We start from the raw sequence: 17454 nt of genomic DNA, 5'->3' as shown, positions 1-17454 counted from the left end.
GCTGTTTTTTTTAATTAAAAGCTAAATTCAACACCAAAAGAATATGTTTTTAGATTCGGGAAAGCTCCGTTATCAACACCTCTTTCAAAAATATTACTGTTTGTAAATTCAGGATCTAAACCTTGATATTTAGTAATTGTAATAATGTTTTGTGCAGACAATGTTAATCTTGCTCTTGTAATTCCTGAATTTTTTAGAACACTTTCAGGCAAATTGTAACCAAATCCAATGTATTTAAGTCTGATAAAATCACCATTTTCTAAGAAACGATCACTGTCTCCTCTTGAATTTAAAGTTGATCCTTTTGTAATTCTTGGAAAATCAGTATTTGGATTTTCTGGTGTCCAAGGCTGAATTCCTGCTCTGTAATTACTATTATCATCAAAACGATCTACAACACTTCTAAATCCGTCATAAACAGTAGCTCCGTGAGAAGCAATCCAGTTCATAGAAAAGTCAAAACCTTTGTATTCTGCTCCGGCATTGAAACCCATTTCGAATTCTGGCCATGGACTTCCAACAATATCTTTATCATCACTTGTAATTTGTCCGTCACCGTTCACATCTTTAAAACGAATATCTCCAGGTACTGCATTTGGCATAATTACTTTTCCATTAGCATTTTTGTAGTTGTCAATTTCCTGTTGATTTTGAAACAATCCATCCGTTTGAAGAACATACCACATTCCAACAGGAGATCCTGCTCGTGTCATAGTATTACCTGAAATATTTTCGTTTTGTCCGTTTCCTAATGAAACCAGTTTATTGTTCACTTTTGTGAAATTCACAGAAGCATTAAAAGAGAAATCATCGATCTTTTTGCTGTAAGCCAATTCTATTTCGAAACCTTTGTTTTCTACAGTTGCAGCATTAGAAATTGGGTTTCCACCGTCGTTTCCTGTCGTTAATAAAATTGGGAAACCAAATAATACATCTTCAGTACGAGCAATAAAATAATCTGCTGTAAGGCGTAAATCATTATTTAAAACTCCAAGATCTAATCCGAAATTGGTTTGTTTTAATTTTTCCCAACGTAATTCAGAATTCGATAATTTTACCTGAGTTGCAGAAGGATATAAAGTTTGTCCGTTTCCTAATACAACTTGTCCAAAGTTATTCACGAAACTTTTGTATTCGTAATATCCAATGTTACCAGAACCTAATTCTCCGTAACTTGCTCTTAATTTTAAATCTTTAATGAATTCAGATTTAAAGAAAGATTCATTGCTTATTCTCCATCCGGCAGAAACAGAAGGGAAATTACCCCATTTGTTTGCATCACTAAATCTTGATGATCCGTCACGTCTTAAAACAGCATTAAATAAGTAACGGTTATCGTAGTTGTATTCTAACCTTCCTAAATAAGACGCAAGAGCAGCTTCGTTAATAAAACCTCCTACAACTGGTGAATCTCCTTGGTTTAAAACCTCATAATATTGTCCTGTTCCTGAGTTTAACGGAAGATTTCTCTTTGTTCCGTAAATTTGATCATAAGTATCTTTTTGAAAAGTCTGACCAACTAAAAGAGAGATATCATGTTTTCCAAAAGTCTTTTTGAAAGTCAAAGTATTTTCGAATAACATTGTTTCTGATCTTCCTTTATTTTGATCTGTCTGAGAAGGATCTTGCGGTTGATTTAACGACCAGTTTCCTTTTTTTCTCATGAATTTATAAGAATCAAAACTAGTTTCGTATCCAAAGTTGAAACGGTATTTTAACCATGGAGTGAATTTTAATTCTGACCAGATATTTCCTCTAATTCTAAAATTTTGATTTGTAGTATTTGCAAAATCTGCTATTGCTAATGGATTTGTACCAAAAGTATCTGCAACTCCTTGTTTTCCGTAACCATAACCTCCAGGATTTGAAGGATCGTATAACGGAATTGTAGGTGTCATTCTGTATACATCAATAATTGGATTCCCAGACATTTCATCTGTTTTAGAATTGCTTATTGCTAAGTTTTCTCCAATGCTGAAAATTCCTTTAGTTCCGCTTGAATTTACACGAAATGAAATTCTGTCAAAATCAGTTCCGATAACAGTTCCTTCGTTTCCAAAATAATTCCCAGACATAAAGAATGTTGAGGTTTCATTTCCTCCAGAAAAACTAGCATTATAATCCTGCATCATTCCGGTTTGGAAAGTTGCGTCCTGCCAGTCTGTATTTACATCCATGTTAAGATTTTGTCTTTGAAAACCAGCATTATCATAAGCCATGTTGTTGTATTTAGCAAACTCTTCCGTTTCCATCAAATCATAGCGAGGCATAACCTGAAAGCTTGTTTTTGCAGAAACTTCAACCTGAAGCGGTCCTTTTTTACCTTTTTTAGTTGTAATAATGATTACACCATTTGCAGCTCTTGAGCCGTAAATTGCAGCAGCCGATGCATCTTTTAAAACCTGAATACTTTCGATATCATTTGGATTAAAATCTCTGTTTGCAGAAGTAACCAAACCATCAATAACATAAAGAGGGTTTGTGTTTTGAAGATTTTTTAATCCACGAATTTCAACATTAGCTTCTTGTCCCGGACGTCCGCCACCGCGAACTTTAACTCCGGTAACTAATCCTTGAAGTCCATCAGCTACAGTAGTAACTTGTCGTTTCTGGATTTCTTCCGGTTTAACCAATGCAACTGCTCCCGTAAGATCTTTTTTCTGTTGCGATCCATAACCTACAACAACTATCTCATCGAGTTTCATCGCGTCTTCTTCTAATGTTACATTAATAGAAGTACGGTTGTTAATAGCTATTTCTGTTGTTTTGTAGCCTTGTGAGCTAAAAATTAATGTCTGATTTGCTCCGGCATTGATTTTATAACTTCCGTCAAAATCCGTCACTGCACCATTTGTTGTGCCTTTAATTAAGACATTCGCAAACGGAACCGATTCGCCTGAGGCAGCTACAACTTTACCAGTAATGGTAATTTGTTGCTGCGCATACGTTTGTTGTAATAATAAACTAAAGAAAAACAAGAGGTAATATCTCTGCTTTAAAATTTGAGTGAACTTTGTTTTCATTGATTTTTCATTTTAGATAGTTTTCATTTTTTGGTTGGTTTTACATTGAATAATTTAGTAATCTAATCATCTCTGATTCGAGCAAAACAATTTTTGATCTTGCTGTTTGGTAATAATGTGTTCATTTGGTTTCAAAATTGAGTATGATATTTTTTTTCAAATAAATTTTTGATGATACTTTATTTTTTTAGCCTAAAAATTATCAATTGCGTTTATTTGAAAAATCAAAGTAGATGATTTTAATTCAAAATAAAATGCTTCATTTGTGTCAATATCTCTCTCAAATGATTCAAATTGTATAAAAATGGTCATTAAAATATAGGCTTGCAACATTTGGTAGAAAATTGAGACGATTTGAGGAAATTTATTTTTTTATAAAAAAACACAGTAATGCGTAAATTCTTTCTTTTTACATTTTTATTTATTTTTTCAGGAAATTTTATTCAGGCTCAGGAATATTATTTTAAGCATTTTCAGGTCGAAGAAGGACTTTCTAATAATACGGTTATTACTTCAACTCAGGATGAAGATGGTTTTATGTGGTTTGGTACCAAAGATGGTTTGAACAGATTTGATGGATATCGTTTTAAAACCTACAGAAGTCAGTCTGATCCCGTTAACAGCCTTGGAAGCAATTATATACAATCTATTCATGCCTTTAATGGAATTATTTGGGTGGGAACTGATAAAGGTCTGTATCAGTACAATAAAAAAACAGATCAGTTTACGGTATTGAATGAAGCCATAAACGATAGAATAAACGATATTAATCACGATAAAAAAGGTAACATTTGGTTTGTATCCGGAAATATTCTTTATAAATATTCGCCGAGCAAAAAAGAAACTAAAACTTTCAATCCGAACAAATATTTTATTACGACCTCAATTTCACGTGATGAAAACGGCGAAATCTGGGCTTCTTCTTTAAATAAATTATATCATTACTCCGAAGAAAGTCTTTCGTTTGAAAGTATAAATATTAATCCGCCGGCAAATAAAGCCAATTTTAGAATTACAGTTGTTTGCGCTTTAAACAAAAACAACATTTCGATTGGCACGCAGGATCATGGCGTTTTGGTTTACAATAGAAAAGACAAAACGACATCGGTTTTACCGTTTTCAGGCAAAGATCCTGTTTTTGTTAGGCAGTTTAAAAAACGTGGAAATGATGAAATCTGGATTGCAAGCGAATCCGGTGTTTATGTTTACAATTTGAAAACAAAAACAAGCATCAATCTGAAAAAAAATTACAACGATCCATATGCGATATCAGACAATGCTGCATATTCTATTTGTATTGACAAAGAAAACGGAGTATGGATTGGAACTTATTTTGGAGGAATCAATTATCATCAAAAGCAATATACACAGTTTAAAAAATACTTTCCTCAAAAAGGTCAAAATTCAATTAGCGGAAGCGCTGTAAGAGAAATTCACAAAGATGATTTTGGAGATTTGTGGATTGGTACTGAAGATGCAGGCGTAAATAGATTTAATCCGAAAACCCAAAAATTCACGTCGTATTTGCCGGACGGAAGCAGAAGTAGTGTTTCCTATTATAATATCCATGCTTTGATGCCGCGAAAAGATAAAATCTGGATTGGAACTTTTGAACACGGATTAGATGTTTTAGACCGAAATTCAGGCGTTGTAGTAAAACATTACAGTGCCAATGATCCGTCATCGGGTTTACGCAGTAATTTTATTTTTTCTTTTTACGAAACCAAAAAGAAAGAATTAATTGTCATTACCACAATGGGACTTTATCGTTATAATGAACAAAATGATAATTTCAATATTTTAAAAACATTTCCGGAAACCACGCATTATACCACTTATAAAGAAGATACTGACGGTAATTGCTGGGCAGGAAGTTATCGTGACGGTTTGTTTTATTATAATCCTAAAACCGGGAAAAAGGAGGTTTTTATATATGATTATAAAAATCCAGACGGTATAAGTAATAATTCGATCAATTATATTTTTGAAGATAGTGCTAAAAATCTATGGTTTGCAACCGAAAACGGACTCAATCTATTTGATAAAAAAACAAGAACGTTTAAAAAATTCACTACTAAAGACGGATTTCCGAGTAGTGTAGTGTACTCGATTTTGGAAGATGCTTCTAAAAATTTGTGGCTGACGACTTCTAAAGGTTTGGTAAAATTTGGTCCGGACCATAAAAGCATTAAAATTTATACGACAGCAAATGGCTTGTTGAGCGATCAGTTTAATTATGCATCGGCATTTAAGGATAGTAATGGCGACATGTATTTTGGAAATTTAAACGGAATGATCAGTTTCAATCCGAAGAATTTCACTAAAAACAAATACAGGCCGTCAACTTTTATTACCAATCTTCAAATCAATAATAAAGATGTCGATGTCAACGAAAATGATTCGCCAATAAAACAGTCCATTTCGCATCTGGACGAACTCGAGCTTAATAGCGATCAATCGTCATTTAATCTCGAATTTGCTTCCTTAAATTATACCGCACCCGAACTTACAGAATATTGGTTTCAGCTGGAAAACGTAAATAATGATTGGGTTTATCTTGGCAGAAATAATAAAGTGTTTTTTACAGAACTGGCGCCTGGCAATTATGTGTTTAAAGTAAAATCATTAAATAGTTTTGGAGTCTGGAGTAAAGAAGTGAAATTAAAAATCAGAATATTGCCACCGTTCTGGGCAAGTTCGTATGCTTATTTCTTTTATTTTCTGCTGATATGCGGATCGTTTTATTATATCATTCGTTATTCTCAAAATCTAACACAGATTAAAAATAACCGCAAAATAAAACATCTAAATGACGAAAAAGAGAAAGAAATCTATCAGGCAAAAATTGATTTTTTTACGAATGTGGCGCACGAAATCAGAACGCCTTTAACGCTTATTAAAGGGCCTCTAGAGAAACTTCTGATTATGGAACATCAATTACCGGAAGTTCCTCAGAACCTTTCTATAATGAAGAAAAATACTTCGCGATTGCTAAAACTGGTGAATGAATTGCTCGATTTTAGAAAATCTGAAATTGGCGGACTAAAACTCACTTTCGTGGAAGCTAATATTTCGTCGATAATAAGAAATCTGCATTTAAGATTTACACCTTTGATTGAAGAAAAGGGAATTCAGTTTAAATTGGAATTGGGAGAAAGAGATATTTTTGCTTTTGTTGATAAAGAAGCGTTCAAGAAAATATTAAGTAACTTAATAAGTAACGCTATCAAATATTCAAAAGAAAAGGTTTGGATTTCGCTTTTTCGTGATGATAAAAAGTTGATGTTAATTGTCAAAAATGATGGGAAATTGATTCCGTTTCAGTTGAAAGACAAGATTTTTGAGCCGTTTTTCAGGGTTGATAATTTTGATAATACTTCAGGAACCGGTATTGGTCTTTCGCTTGCACATTCATTGGCTCAGCTTCATAATGGAAGTTTGGAATTAATTTTTGATCCTAAATTAAACATTTTCGAACTTGCTGTTCCGTTGCATCAGGAAGAAGAATTTATGTTTTATACGGAAAATGAAAAAGAAATAAATGAATCAGAATTCGAAAAAACAGAATCGGAAACAAAATTCGAAAAACCTCAAATTTTAATTGTTGAAGATAATCTGGATCTTTTAAATTTCATTACTTCAGAATTTGCTTCGAATTATACCGTTTTAAAGGCGGAAGATGGCGAAAAAGCGCTAAAAATAATTCATAATCAAAATATTCAACTTGTTATAAGTGATGTTTCGATGCCCGTTATGGACGGAATTACGATGTGTAAAGAGATTAAAACAAATCTTGAAACCAGTCATATTCCGGTTATTTTGCTAACTGCCAAAAGTTCGCTGAAATCGCAAATCGACGGCCTCGAAGTTGGTGCAGATGCGTATGTGGCAAAACCTTTTTCGATGGATTATCTAAAAGTCCAGGCTAATAATCTCATTGAAAACAGAAAACAGATTATGAACTATTATGCAAGTTCACCACTTTCGCATATTAAAAGTATTGCTCATAATAAAACGGATGAAAAATTCCTGAAAAAACTGGATGATGAAATCCTTAAAAATATCGCTGATCCCGATTTGAGTGTTGAATCACTGGCCGAAATCATGAACATGAGCCGTTCGACTTTATATAGAAAAATCAAAGATTTATCTAATTTAAGTCCAAATGAGCTGATTAACATTGTTCGTTTAAAACATGCTGCAGTATTACTTTTAAATGAAAACTATAAAATGTATGAAATTGCCGAAATGGTTGGGTATAAATCACAAACAAGCTTTGGTAGAAATTTTCAGAAACATTTTTCTATGTCACCTTCTGATTATATTGCTATGAATAGGTAGATGATCTTAAAAGCAACTTTTTGGTGTTTATCTTTTTCTCTAAAAGTTCCTTATGAAAAGCTGCGCAAATGTCATTTGCGCAGCTTTTTTTCAGTAACACTTTGCGGAGCAGCGGGCTTTATAGACGGTTTATGCTAGGCCATGTGGTGAAAAATAATATATTTCTCCAGTTTCTAAATTCATTTCAAGTGTGAAATAATATTCACCACCATCGTTTACATCCAAAATAGAACTTTCCCATGTACCTTGATGACTACTTTTTTTAGATATTCCATTTATCCAAACTTCTTTTTCATTTTTAGCATTTGTTACAAAAATACATTGCTTAAAATAATCAGATTGTAATTTATGTTCTCTGAATTTAGTTTTGTTTAAATCTATTTGATTTTGAATTATCGACTGGAGTTTATAAAAGTCTTTAGATGATATTTTTGTGGCTTTAACAGGATGATTGAAATAGTTTTTAAAGGAATCATTATAACAAAATACCGTAAAATCTTCTGGTATATCAAATTGATAATTATTTTTTATAGGAGTATTATTAGTCAATACTTTCATTTTAGCATTAAATGATAATAATTGAATTTGATTTCCAATAAAAATTAGTTTTGTTGATATCTCTTTACTTATAAGATTTATAGTGTCATTTTGTATTTTGTACTTTCCAGTAATTAATCTTTTTGTTCCAATTTCTTTATTGTTTGGAACACTGGAATAAGTAAAAGACGAATCTTTTTTTAATAATAAAGTTTCCTTTCCTCCAAAGAATTTATCCTGAGATATATTTTGAGCTACGAGATAGTTTTCTTCTCGAGTACAATTAGTAAAAAGGGAGAGAATTAACGCTGAATATATTAGTTTTCTCATGTCTTCGCATTTGGTTAAATCGCCTATAACGTCCTTGTGCTACAGCGGGTTTGGGACTAAATTAAGCACCTTTTTCGGATTTGTCAAATCATTCCAAATCCGTTGTAGTAGCCGTTATGGGCAGTTTTTATTTATTAGGCGTAATAATCATGTCTTTAGTAATTTTGATCACTGGTGCAGTTTTTACACTATCAATTTTTGGAGAATTTTTTGGATCTGATTTTTTTTCAATATATACAGTTCTGACAAACTCGTTCTTAGATACAACATTTACAACCTTCATGTCCAATAGAAAAAATTGCTTAATCTTTGTTTGCTTCCATAAATCAATTGTTTTCAATTTGTCACACTCGAAAAGTTGTAAATTCTCTAAGTTTTTTAAGTTTTGAAGATCAAGATTTGCAACAGGATTTCCTTGAATATATAAAGACTTTAACTTTGGGAATTCTCCAATGAATTCTAAGTCAGTTATGTCATTACGAAAGGCATAAATACCTGCAAGATTAGGGATATCTTTTACTATTAACTTTGGTCCTAGTTTGTTTTCGCCAATATACAACTCTTCAAAAGTTGAGTTTCCATAAAAGACTTTAATTTCCTCTATGTCGTTCGACATTACATTGAGTACTTTTAATTTTTTGAAATAAATCATATCATCAAGCGATTTGATATTTCGTTTAGATACTTTTAGTTTTTGAACGGTATCAATTTCACTAACTTCAATTTCGGAGTTTTTATTTCTATCATAGCCAAGCTCAATTAAAGCCTTTTTTAGATTAGAATCTTTGAATTTTATTTTTTGCGCATTTGCTTTAAAAAAAGCTGAAAGTGTAAAAAGTAAAATTATATATTTCATTTTGAAATGAATTGGTGTTGTAAAATTGCTCATAACTTATATATATGTATGACAAAATCATACAAAGCCAACCTATTTGGGATAAATATGTATAATAAATATCAATTTTATTTAATCCAAATATATAGATAATTCTTTGTAACTACTCAAAAAGACTTTTTGTTTATTGAGTATTTTACAAGTTAATTTTTGATCATTCTCTTAAGGAAGATTAAGCGTAAACTATAAATGGAGTAATTTATTAGAACTTGAATTACTCATTTTAAAATTGTATTTTATAAGTTAGCAACAATAATTAAACGGCAACTAAATTGTCAACCAAAAATCAAAAAGCCTGTAAACAAAGAGTTTACAGGCTTTTTTTGTGGAGTCGCCGGGAATCGAACCCGGGTCCAAACAAGCAACTAAAGAGCTTTCTACACGCTTATTTCCTGATTAGATTTTCGTTGTTAAGCTAGGCCAGAAACAGCCACCGAACACTTATCTTCTTAATTTTCGAAATCCACCCGAAGCTCATGAATATCTAGGTTTATTTTTACGGTTCCCCTTGACGGAACGCCACAAACCAAGGCTTTCCAGGAGAATCCAGCTTCTCTACCTTGTAGAGACGTGGCGCAATCGTACTATGATTCGGATTATGCAGCTAAAGCGTAATTATTTTCGCCGTGTAAAAGTTCGAGATCTTATATTTACGAGCAAGGTCTCAATGCTCGACGTGCTTACTGTTCAATTCGACTTGCTGTCAAAACCAGTCGACCCCAAAAATAAGTCTGCAAATTTATACTATTTGAAATTACTTTCTACTAAAATTTTCAGAAAAAAATAGTCAAAAGTTATTAAGTCAAAAGTCGAAAGTTTAAGGAGAAAGTAAAAAGTTGTAAAGTCAAAAGATTGCTTTCTGTTGCGTTTTTTTATTTTTCCGTAATTGGTGTGTTTAAAAAAGAACAAAGTCAGTTATTGTCAGCTGTTTTAAGACTTTACGACTTTTGACTTTCGACTTTATGATTATTTTACTCTTCGTCTTTAAAATTGAACGGATAATCTCCAAAAATCGGAGCCAGTTTGCGAACCGCATATGTGTTTCTCGTCATTTTATTCGACAAGGCAATAATGGTAACATTTTCTTTCATTAAGGTAATATAAGAAGAAGTGTTGCCATGCCACCAACCGTTATGGAAGTAGAAGTTTTGTCCTGTTTCCCAATTGATCATTCGAATTCCAAGACCATAATTCTTAGTTCCTTTGCGTTCGTTGCTATAACCTGTGTAAACTTGTTTCAGCAATGCTGGTTTTAAGAAATCTGGTGATTGTCTTGCGCGGTCAAATTTTAAAAGATCTCTTGCTGTCGAGAAAACATTTTTATCTCCGTAAACATTGTCCAAATAATCGAAACCAATTTCTACGCCATTTCCTTTATATGAAGGAACAATTTTTTTTCTGTCTTTATCATCATCAAAGACATACGTGTTTTTCATTCCTAGAGGTTTAAAAATCATTTCAGCCATTGCTTCCTTGTATTTCAAACCTGTAATTTTTTCGATAATAAGAGCCAACATAGCATAGTTGGTATTGCAGTAACTAAAACGAGTTCCGGTTCTTGATTCCAAACCAATGTTTTTTGTTGCCAAAATATCCAATATGTCCTTGTTTGTAAGTTGGTTGTGTCTGTCCCAAACCGATTTGTCTCTGTCTGTAAAATAGGCATAATTACGCATTCCGGTTCTATGGCTTAACAACATTCTGATGGTGCAGTCTTCGTATGGAAACGTTTTTAAAATCGTATTTACTTTCTGATCTAAATCAATTTTTCCTGCATTTACTAGTTTTAAAACTGCTGTAGCGGTCAAAACTTTACTTACCGAGGCGATTTGAACTGGTGTGTCAGCGGTAATTTTAGTTCCTTCATTTTTATTTGCGAATCCGTTATATCTTTCGAATATAATCTGGCCGTTTCTGGCTACCAAAAAACTTCCGTTCATGGTATTATTTGGCCAGTTTTTGTTGTAAAAATGATTAATTCTGCCTGTAACCGAATTGATATAATCTTGTGATAATCTTTTTTCAGCCCCTAATGGCTTCATTTTAGGTAATGTATCTTCGACAGTTGGAGTAGTGGCAGTATCTGTTTTTTTGTCTTTGCCGCAAGAGCTTAAAACAAGTATAGAGAAAAGTATTTGTGGTATCTTTGTTTTTTTAAGGAAAATCATTTGCATCGTTCTTTAAAAACAAATATATTGAATTCAATTTTGATGTTTTCGCATTTTAAATGCTTTTAAAACGACTTTTTAACATAGTTTTAACGAGTACTCGCTTTAGACGTTTGTTTTTCAGCTTCTAACGGTTTTGAAACATTCTAAATAATGTTTTCGAAACAAAACTTTAACTAAAATTGTTATATTTGAAACAAATACTGGCTAAAAAGTTATATTATTAAAAACAAAAAACCACAATAAATGAAATTTGGAATAATAAAAGAAAGAAAAAACCCGCCAGATCGCCGTGTTGTTTTTTCTCCGGATGAGCTTGCAAAATTAAAACAACAATATCACGAAGCGTCTGTAGCGGTTGAAAGTTCTGATATTAGGATTTTTGCCGATGAAGCTTATAAAAATATGGGAATAACGGTTACTGATGATATTTCAGATTGTGATGTACTGTTTGGTGTCAAAGAAGTTCCTGTTGAAAATCTTATTCCAAATAAATCTTATTTCTTTTTTTCTCATACAATCAAAAAACAGCCACATAACAGAAAATTACTGAAGGCTATTTTGGAGAAAAAAATCGATTTGTATGATCATGAAACTATCGTAAATGAGCACGATCATCGTTTAATTGGTTTTGGTAAATATGCCGGAATGGTTGGTGTTTACAACGGAATTCGTGCTTTTGGATTAAAATTTGAATTGTTTAAATTGCCAAAAGCAGAAACACTTTCAGGAAAGGAGGCTTTAATTGCGCAGTTGAAACGTATTACAATGCCAGCCTTAAAATTTGTTGTTACCGGAACAGGAAAGGTTGGGAGCGGAGCTAAAGAAATTTTAGATGCTATTAAGATTAAGGAGATTACGGTAGACAATTATTTGACAAAAAAGTATACACAAGCAGTATATGTTCAATTGGATGTTTTAGAATACAACAGAAGAAAAGACGGACAGGTTCTGGATTTTAAAGATTTTATTTCGCATCCGGGAGAATATGAATCTGATTTTGAAAAATTCACGAAAGTATCAGATATTTATTTTGCTGGACATTTTTATGCAAGTGATGCCCCGATGATTTTAACGAGAGATATGTTAAATGCAAGCGACTGTAAACTAAAAGTTGTTGCCGATATTTCCTGCGATGTAAATGGGCCAATTGCTTGTACAGTGCGTTCCTCCACAATTGCGGAACCTTTATATGGTTATTTTCCTTTAGAGGATAAAGAAGTTGACTTTTTTCATCCAGCGGCGGTTGCTGTGATGGCAGTTGATAATTTGCCATGCGAAATCCCAAAAGATGCCAGTGAAGGTTTTGGAGAGCAATTTATGGAACATGTAATTCCGGCTTTCTTTAATGGAGATAAAGACGGAATTTTAAAACGTGCAAAAATCACCGAAAACGGAAAACTGACAGAGCGATTCAGCTATTTGCAGGATTATGTAAATAATGGTGAATTGTAAATTGTGAATTGTGAATTGTGAATAAGTGATTGGAGATATAAAACGCATTTCTGATAAATTTAATACGATGATAAAAATAAAGGCTATCTCAATTTTGAGGTAGCCTTTATTAATTTACCATTAACAATTTATAATTCACAATTAAATTATACCATATCTTCCGGTTTCACCCAAGCGTCAAAATCGTCGGCGGAAACATATCCTAAACGTACGGCTTCCTCTTTTAAGGTTGTGCCATTTTTATGAGCGGTTTGTGCAATTTCTGCAGCTTTATAATATCCTATTTTTGTGTTTAATGCCGTAACAAGCATTAATGAATTATCTACAAGTTCTTTAATGCGTTTGTAATTTGGTTCAATTCCTTGTGCACAATGTTCGTCAAAGGAAACACAAGCGTCTCCTAATAATCTTGCAGACTGAAGGAAGTTTGCTGCCATAACAGGTTTGAAAACATTTAATTCGTAATGTCCTTGCATGCCGCCAACGGCAATTGCCATATCGTTTCCTATTACTTGCGCGCAGACCATAGTCAATGCTTCACATTGCGTTGGATTTACTTTTCCGGGCATGATCGAAGAACCAGGTTCGTTTTCAGGAATGTGAATTTCACCAATTCCGGAACGTGGGCCAGAAGCCAACATTCTAACATCATTTGCGATTTTATTTAAAGAAACCGCTAATTGTTTTAAAGCGCCGTGACTTTCAACAATAGCATCGTGAGCCGCCAATGCTTCGAACTTATTTTCGGCCGTTATAAAAGGATGATTGGTGAATTTGGCAATGTATTCGGCAACTTTTACATCATAACCTTTTGGTGTATTTAATCCGGTTCCTACGGCAGTTCCGCCAAGGGCAATTTCAGATAAATGTGCTAAAGTGTTTTTTAATGCTTTTAGTCCGAATGCTAATTGTGCGGCATAACCTGAAATTTCCTGCCCTAAAGTTAAAGGTGTTGCATCCATTAAATGTGTACGACCAATTTTAACTACATCTTTAAATTCGGTTGCTTTTTTGACTAATGTTGCGTGCAGTTTTTCAACTCCGGGAATTGTGGTTTCGACTACCATTTTGTAGGCAGCAATGTGCATTCCGGTAGGGAAAGTGTCGTTTGACGATTGTGATTTGTTGACATCGTCATTTGCTTTTATAAATTGCTCGCCTTCGCCAATTTCAAAACCTTTTAGAACCTGCGCGCGGTTTGCAATTACTTCGTTGACATTCATATTGCTTTGTGTTCCTGAGCCTGTTTGCCAGATTACCAACGGAAATTGATCATCAAGCTGACCCGCAAGTATTTCATCGCAAACAGCTGCAATTGCATCTCTTTTTTCGATTGGCAAAACGCCTAAATCGTAATTGGCATAAGCTGCTGCTTTTTTAAGATAAGCAAAACCTTCGATAATTTCTTTTGGCATAGAGCCGGAATTTCCTATTTTGAAATTGTTTCTTGAACGTTCTGTCTGTGCACCCCAATACTTATCGGCTGGGACTTGAACTTCGCCCATGGTGTCTTTTTCTATTCTGTATTTCATTATGTTGTTTGTAAAATGTTATATGTAAAATGTGAAATGTTGCTTGTAAAAATGTAAAATTGAAAACTTCTTTTGAAAATGAGTACCCTAGCCCTGATGGGAGCGGCATCCTTTTTGTTTTTTCTTTAAAAACAAAAAGATACAGCGGACAGCAGGATTAGCTCCCGAAAATGCTTATGTTCTTGTTAGTGAATGCTTTTCTTTAAGAGGGTAAATTTCTCTGAAAAAAAGCTTATTTAAAATGAGTATAAATATACGGATAAATGTTATTTCGTGAAAATTGATTTAGATTTTATTGCCAAGGACGAATATATAACCTACATTTGTCGTAACATTCAAAAATTCCGGAAAACATGTTTGAATTTTCACAGTACTTAGGCTTTTTACTTTTCTTAACCATTCTTACTATAGGATTTTGGTTAATGTTTTTCTTAGTTGGTTTCGTATCTTATTGGGTTACGGGAGCGAGCTGGGAAATGTTCAAAGAAAAGAGAGCCAAAAAAAGACAAGAAGAACAATCAATTTAATTTGAATTGATTTCATAAAAAAGGACCCGTGAAAACGAGTCCTTTTTTTTTGGAAAAAAAAGAAATTCCAAAGAGGAAATCTTTTAAAATAAAAATTCCAAATCCCAATTTGTAAAACTTGGAATTTGGAATTTTTATATTGAAATTTAAGAAGTTGTTATCCAGGATAATCTCCTCCGCCATCTCCTTCATTTTTAGGTTGGCCTCCTTTTTCTCTGTCCGATTTCGGTTTATTGAAACGATATGTGAATGATAAATTGAACTGACGTTTACGCCATTGCATTTCACTGTATGATGTTTGGCTCTCAAGTGTTGTTGCATTTTGAAGATAAGTATAAGACCTCATAATTCTTGAGTTGAAAATATCACTGATATTGAATGCAATTGTTGCTTTGTCTTTCATTACATCTTTACTGAAAGCAGTATTCATTCCGAATTGACCTAAATTTTTTCCTTGAGCTGTTTTTTGCTCTCCATTGTATGTTGCGTTTAACTGCCAGTCTATTTTGTATGGTAAAGTCAATTTAGAGTTGATTCTGGCAAACCAAGTATTAGCTTGGTTGTCAAGATTTTGTACAACCGTATTGTTGTTAAAATCAATATAAGTGTTTTCTCCAGTTGTTTTTACATTGTAAAGGTTGAAGTTACTGTTTATTCTCCACCATTTGTAAGGAGTGTAATTGAACGTAAATTCGAAACCAAATTTTTGTTCTTTTCCTAAGTTAATTGGTCGGTTTAAAATAACCGGAACTCCATTAATAACTTCTCCATTTGGAGTTCTTACAAAACTAAATACGTCTTTAGTATCTTCAAAATAAGCTGATGTACTGAAAGTTACTTTTTCCCAACGTTTGATATATCCAATATCGTATTTATCAGTTAATGAAGGATCTAAATCAGGATTTCCCTGAAAGATGTTAATGTTACTTGAGTAATTTACGGCAGGATTCATGAAACGACCTCTAGGTCTTGATAAACGCTTGCTGTAACTTGCTGTGAAGTTGCTTTGATCTGAAATTTCATAACTTACAAATGCACTTGGAAATAAGTTATTGTATTTTTTAGTGTTGAAATCGTTAGTGTCAAGTAAATTCACATGAATGTTTGTGTCTTCCCAACGAAGACCAAACAAGTAAGAAAATTTATTTACTTTAAAACCATATTGAGTATAAAGTGCATTGATGTTTTCTTTGTATTCTAATGTATTTGATAAGTTTGGATTGTTTGCACCTGTATCGTCAGTTACAAAATACACGTTATTTAGATCTCCAAAACTTCCTTTATAACCTGCTTCAAACTGGCCTGCTTTCCCTAGTGGTAAAACATAGTCTGCCTGTAATTGTACTTGCTTTTGAACCTGATTATTTAATGTATTTTGAAAATTTGGTGACGCAGTAATAACACTTTGATTGTCGTCATCGTTTTTCGAAATAGATAAATCGGCTGTCAGTTTGTGGCCTTTATCGTTGAAATTTTTAATTAAATTAGAAGTATATTCAACGCTTTGGTTACTAGTATCTCCATTGTTTAAACGGAAAGAAGTTCCAGTAAAAGCATGTGCTGCATCGTAATTATAATAGTTGATCAAATCCTGAGTATCACCCGTGCTTTTTTGGTAATTGATGGCGTTTGTCCAGAAAGTATTTGGGGCAACTGTCCATTCAATTCCGGCTCTTCCGTTAAAACCGTCTGAAGTTCTTTTTGTATCACGATCTTCATCAAGATAACCTTTAGGTGTTCCGTCAGCGTTTAAGTATTCGCTATTCGTCAATCCCGCACCTTCAGTTGTTCTATGATTGTATCCTAAAGTTGTAAAGTAGTTAAATTTTTCAGTTTTATAATTTAAGTTTCCACTTAAACCGTAAGCTTCAGGAATTCCAGTTGAAGCGATAAAAGTTCCGTTAAAACCTTGGTTTTTACCTTTTTTAAGAATGATATTAATTAAACCTGAACCTCCTTCAGCGTCATAACGGGCAGAAGGATTAGTAATAACTTCTACTTTGTCAATTGCATCAGCAGGAAGTTGGCGTAAAGCTTCGGCAATATTAATTGCATTTGAAGGGCGCCCGTCGATTAAGATTCTAATGTTGTCACTTCCTCTTAAACTTACGTTTCCTTCAGTGTCTACAGAAACAGAAGGAACGTTGTCAAGTACATCACTTACAGTTCCGCCTTTTACCATCATATCCTGACCAACATTGTAAACCTTTTTGTCAAGTTTAATTTCTACAGTCGATTTTTCGGCACGAACAACAACTTCATTTAGTTGTGCTGCATCTTCAGAAAGGTTTACGACACCAAGATTAGTATCTCCTGAAATGTTTTTGCCTTTAATTTCAGTTGCTTTAAATGAAATAAACTCAACTTTTATATCGTAAGTTCCCGGAGCAACGGCAACTTCAAATTCACCTTTTGGATTTGTAATTCCGCCCGCAATAACTTTAGTGTCATTTGGAGACATGATCGAAATTGTTGCGTATTCAAGAGGTTGTTTACTTACTTTTTCGAAAACTTTTCCGGAAACTTTTACCTTGTTTTTATTTGGCGGTGCTTGTTGTGCATAGTTGTAAAAACTTGTAAGCAACAGTACAAGCATTACAGCAAATTTGATTTTTTTCATTGTGATTTTTGGTTTCTTTTAGTCTT

At 33.2% G+C, this 17454-nt stretch carries 9 protein-coding genes and 1 other RNA gene; 3 read left to right on the top strand and 7 right to left on the bottom strand.

What is annotated here, in order from left to right; translation table 11 throughout:
* Nucleotides 1-14: 14 nt before the first annotated feature.
* Nucleotides 15-3023 carry a SusC/RagA family TonB-linked outer membrane protein gene (locus BD847_RS13095; protein WP_115888717.1) on the bottom strand — a complete coding sequence of 1003 codons (3009 nt, stop codon included), beginning with the start codon at nucleotides 3021-3023 and terminating at the stop codon, nucleotides 15-17.
* A gap of 390 nt (nucleotides 3024-3413) precedes the next feature.
* On the opposite strand from BD847_RS13095, the gene BD847_RS13090 reads away from it, so the two are divergent.
* Nucleotides 3414-7364, top strand: coding sequence for a hybrid sensor histidine kinase/response regulator transcription factor (locus tag BD847_RS13090; protein ID WP_115888716.1), 3951 nt, complete (start codon nucleotides 3414-3416; stop codon nucleotides 7362-7364).
* A 129-nt stretch (nucleotides 7365-7493) separates the two neighbouring features.
* Here BD847_RS13090 and BD847_RS13085 read toward each other — a convergent pair whose 3' ends face one another.
* The 4 genes from BD847_RS13085 to BD847_RS13070 form a co-directional block, all read right to left on the bottom strand.
* Nucleotides 7494-8231: a hypothetical protein gene (locus BD847_RS13085; protein ID WP_115888715.1), complete on the bottom strand. Its 738-nt coding sequence runs from the start codon at nucleotides 8229-8231 to the stop codon at nucleotides 7494-7496.
* Between the two features lie 127 nt (nucleotides 8232-8358).
* The gene (locus BD847_RS13080; protein ID WP_147298512.1) at nucleotides 8359-9087 is read right to left on the bottom strand and encodes a leucine-rich repeat domain-containing protein; all 729 of its coding nucleotides are present in this window, start codon (nucleotides 9085-9087) and stop codon (nucleotides 8359-8361) included.
* Between the two features lie 362 nt (nucleotides 9088-9449).
* Nucleotides 9450-9847, bottom strand: a transfer-messenger RNA (tmRNA) gene (gene ssrA / locus BD847_RS13075).
* Between the two features lie 250 nt (nucleotides 9848-10097).
* Entirely contained in the window at nucleotides 10098-11300 is a 1203-nt protein-coding gene (locus tag BD847_RS13070; protein ID WP_115888713.1) for a serine hydrolase domain-containing protein, read from the bottom strand.
* Between the two features lie 240 nt (nucleotides 11301-11540).
* On the opposite strand from BD847_RS13070, the gene BD847_RS13065 reads away from it, so the two are divergent.
* A complete protein-coding gene (locus BD847_RS13065; RefSeq protein ID WP_115888712.1) occupies nucleotides 11541-12749 on the top strand; it encodes an NAD(P)-dependent oxidoreductase in 1209 nt (402 codons plus the stop codon).
* 146 nt (nucleotides 12750-12895) lie between these two features.
* Here the strand turns inward: BD847_RS13065 and fumC are convergent, their stop codons facing one another.
* Complete coding sequence (fumC, locus tag BD847_RS13060; RefSeq protein ID WP_115888711.1) at nucleotides 12896-14281, bottom strand: class II fumarate hydratase; 1386 nt, start codon at nucleotides 14279-14281, stop codon at nucleotides 12896-12898.
* A gap of 353 nt (nucleotides 14282-14634) precedes the next feature.
* Between fumC and BD847_RS13055 the strand changes: the two genes are divergently transcribed.
* On the top strand, nucleotides 14635-14808 hold the full coding sequence (locus BD847_RS13055; protein WP_026984685.1) for a hypothetical protein: 174 nt from the start codon (nucleotides 14635-14637) through the stop codon (nucleotides 14806-14808).
* Between the two features lie 157 nt (nucleotides 14809-14965).
* Here BD847_RS13055 and BD847_RS13050 read toward each other — a convergent pair whose 3' ends face one another.
* Nucleotides 14966-17428, bottom strand: coding sequence for an outer membrane beta-barrel family protein (locus BD847_RS13050; RefSeq protein WP_115888710.1), 2463 nt, complete (start codon nucleotides 17426-17428; stop codon nucleotides 14966-14968).
* Nucleotides 17429-17454: the final 26 nt, after the last annotated feature.

This window comes from Flavobacterium cutihirudinis (assembly GCF_003385895.1).
Taxonomy (GTDB): Bacteria; Bacteroidota; Bacteroidia; order Flavobacteriales; family Flavobacteriaceae; genus Flavobacterium; species Flavobacterium cutihirudinis.
The sequence above is the reverse complement of the archived record's forward strand: the minus strand, read 5'-3'. Positions and strand labels throughout refer to the sequence as shown.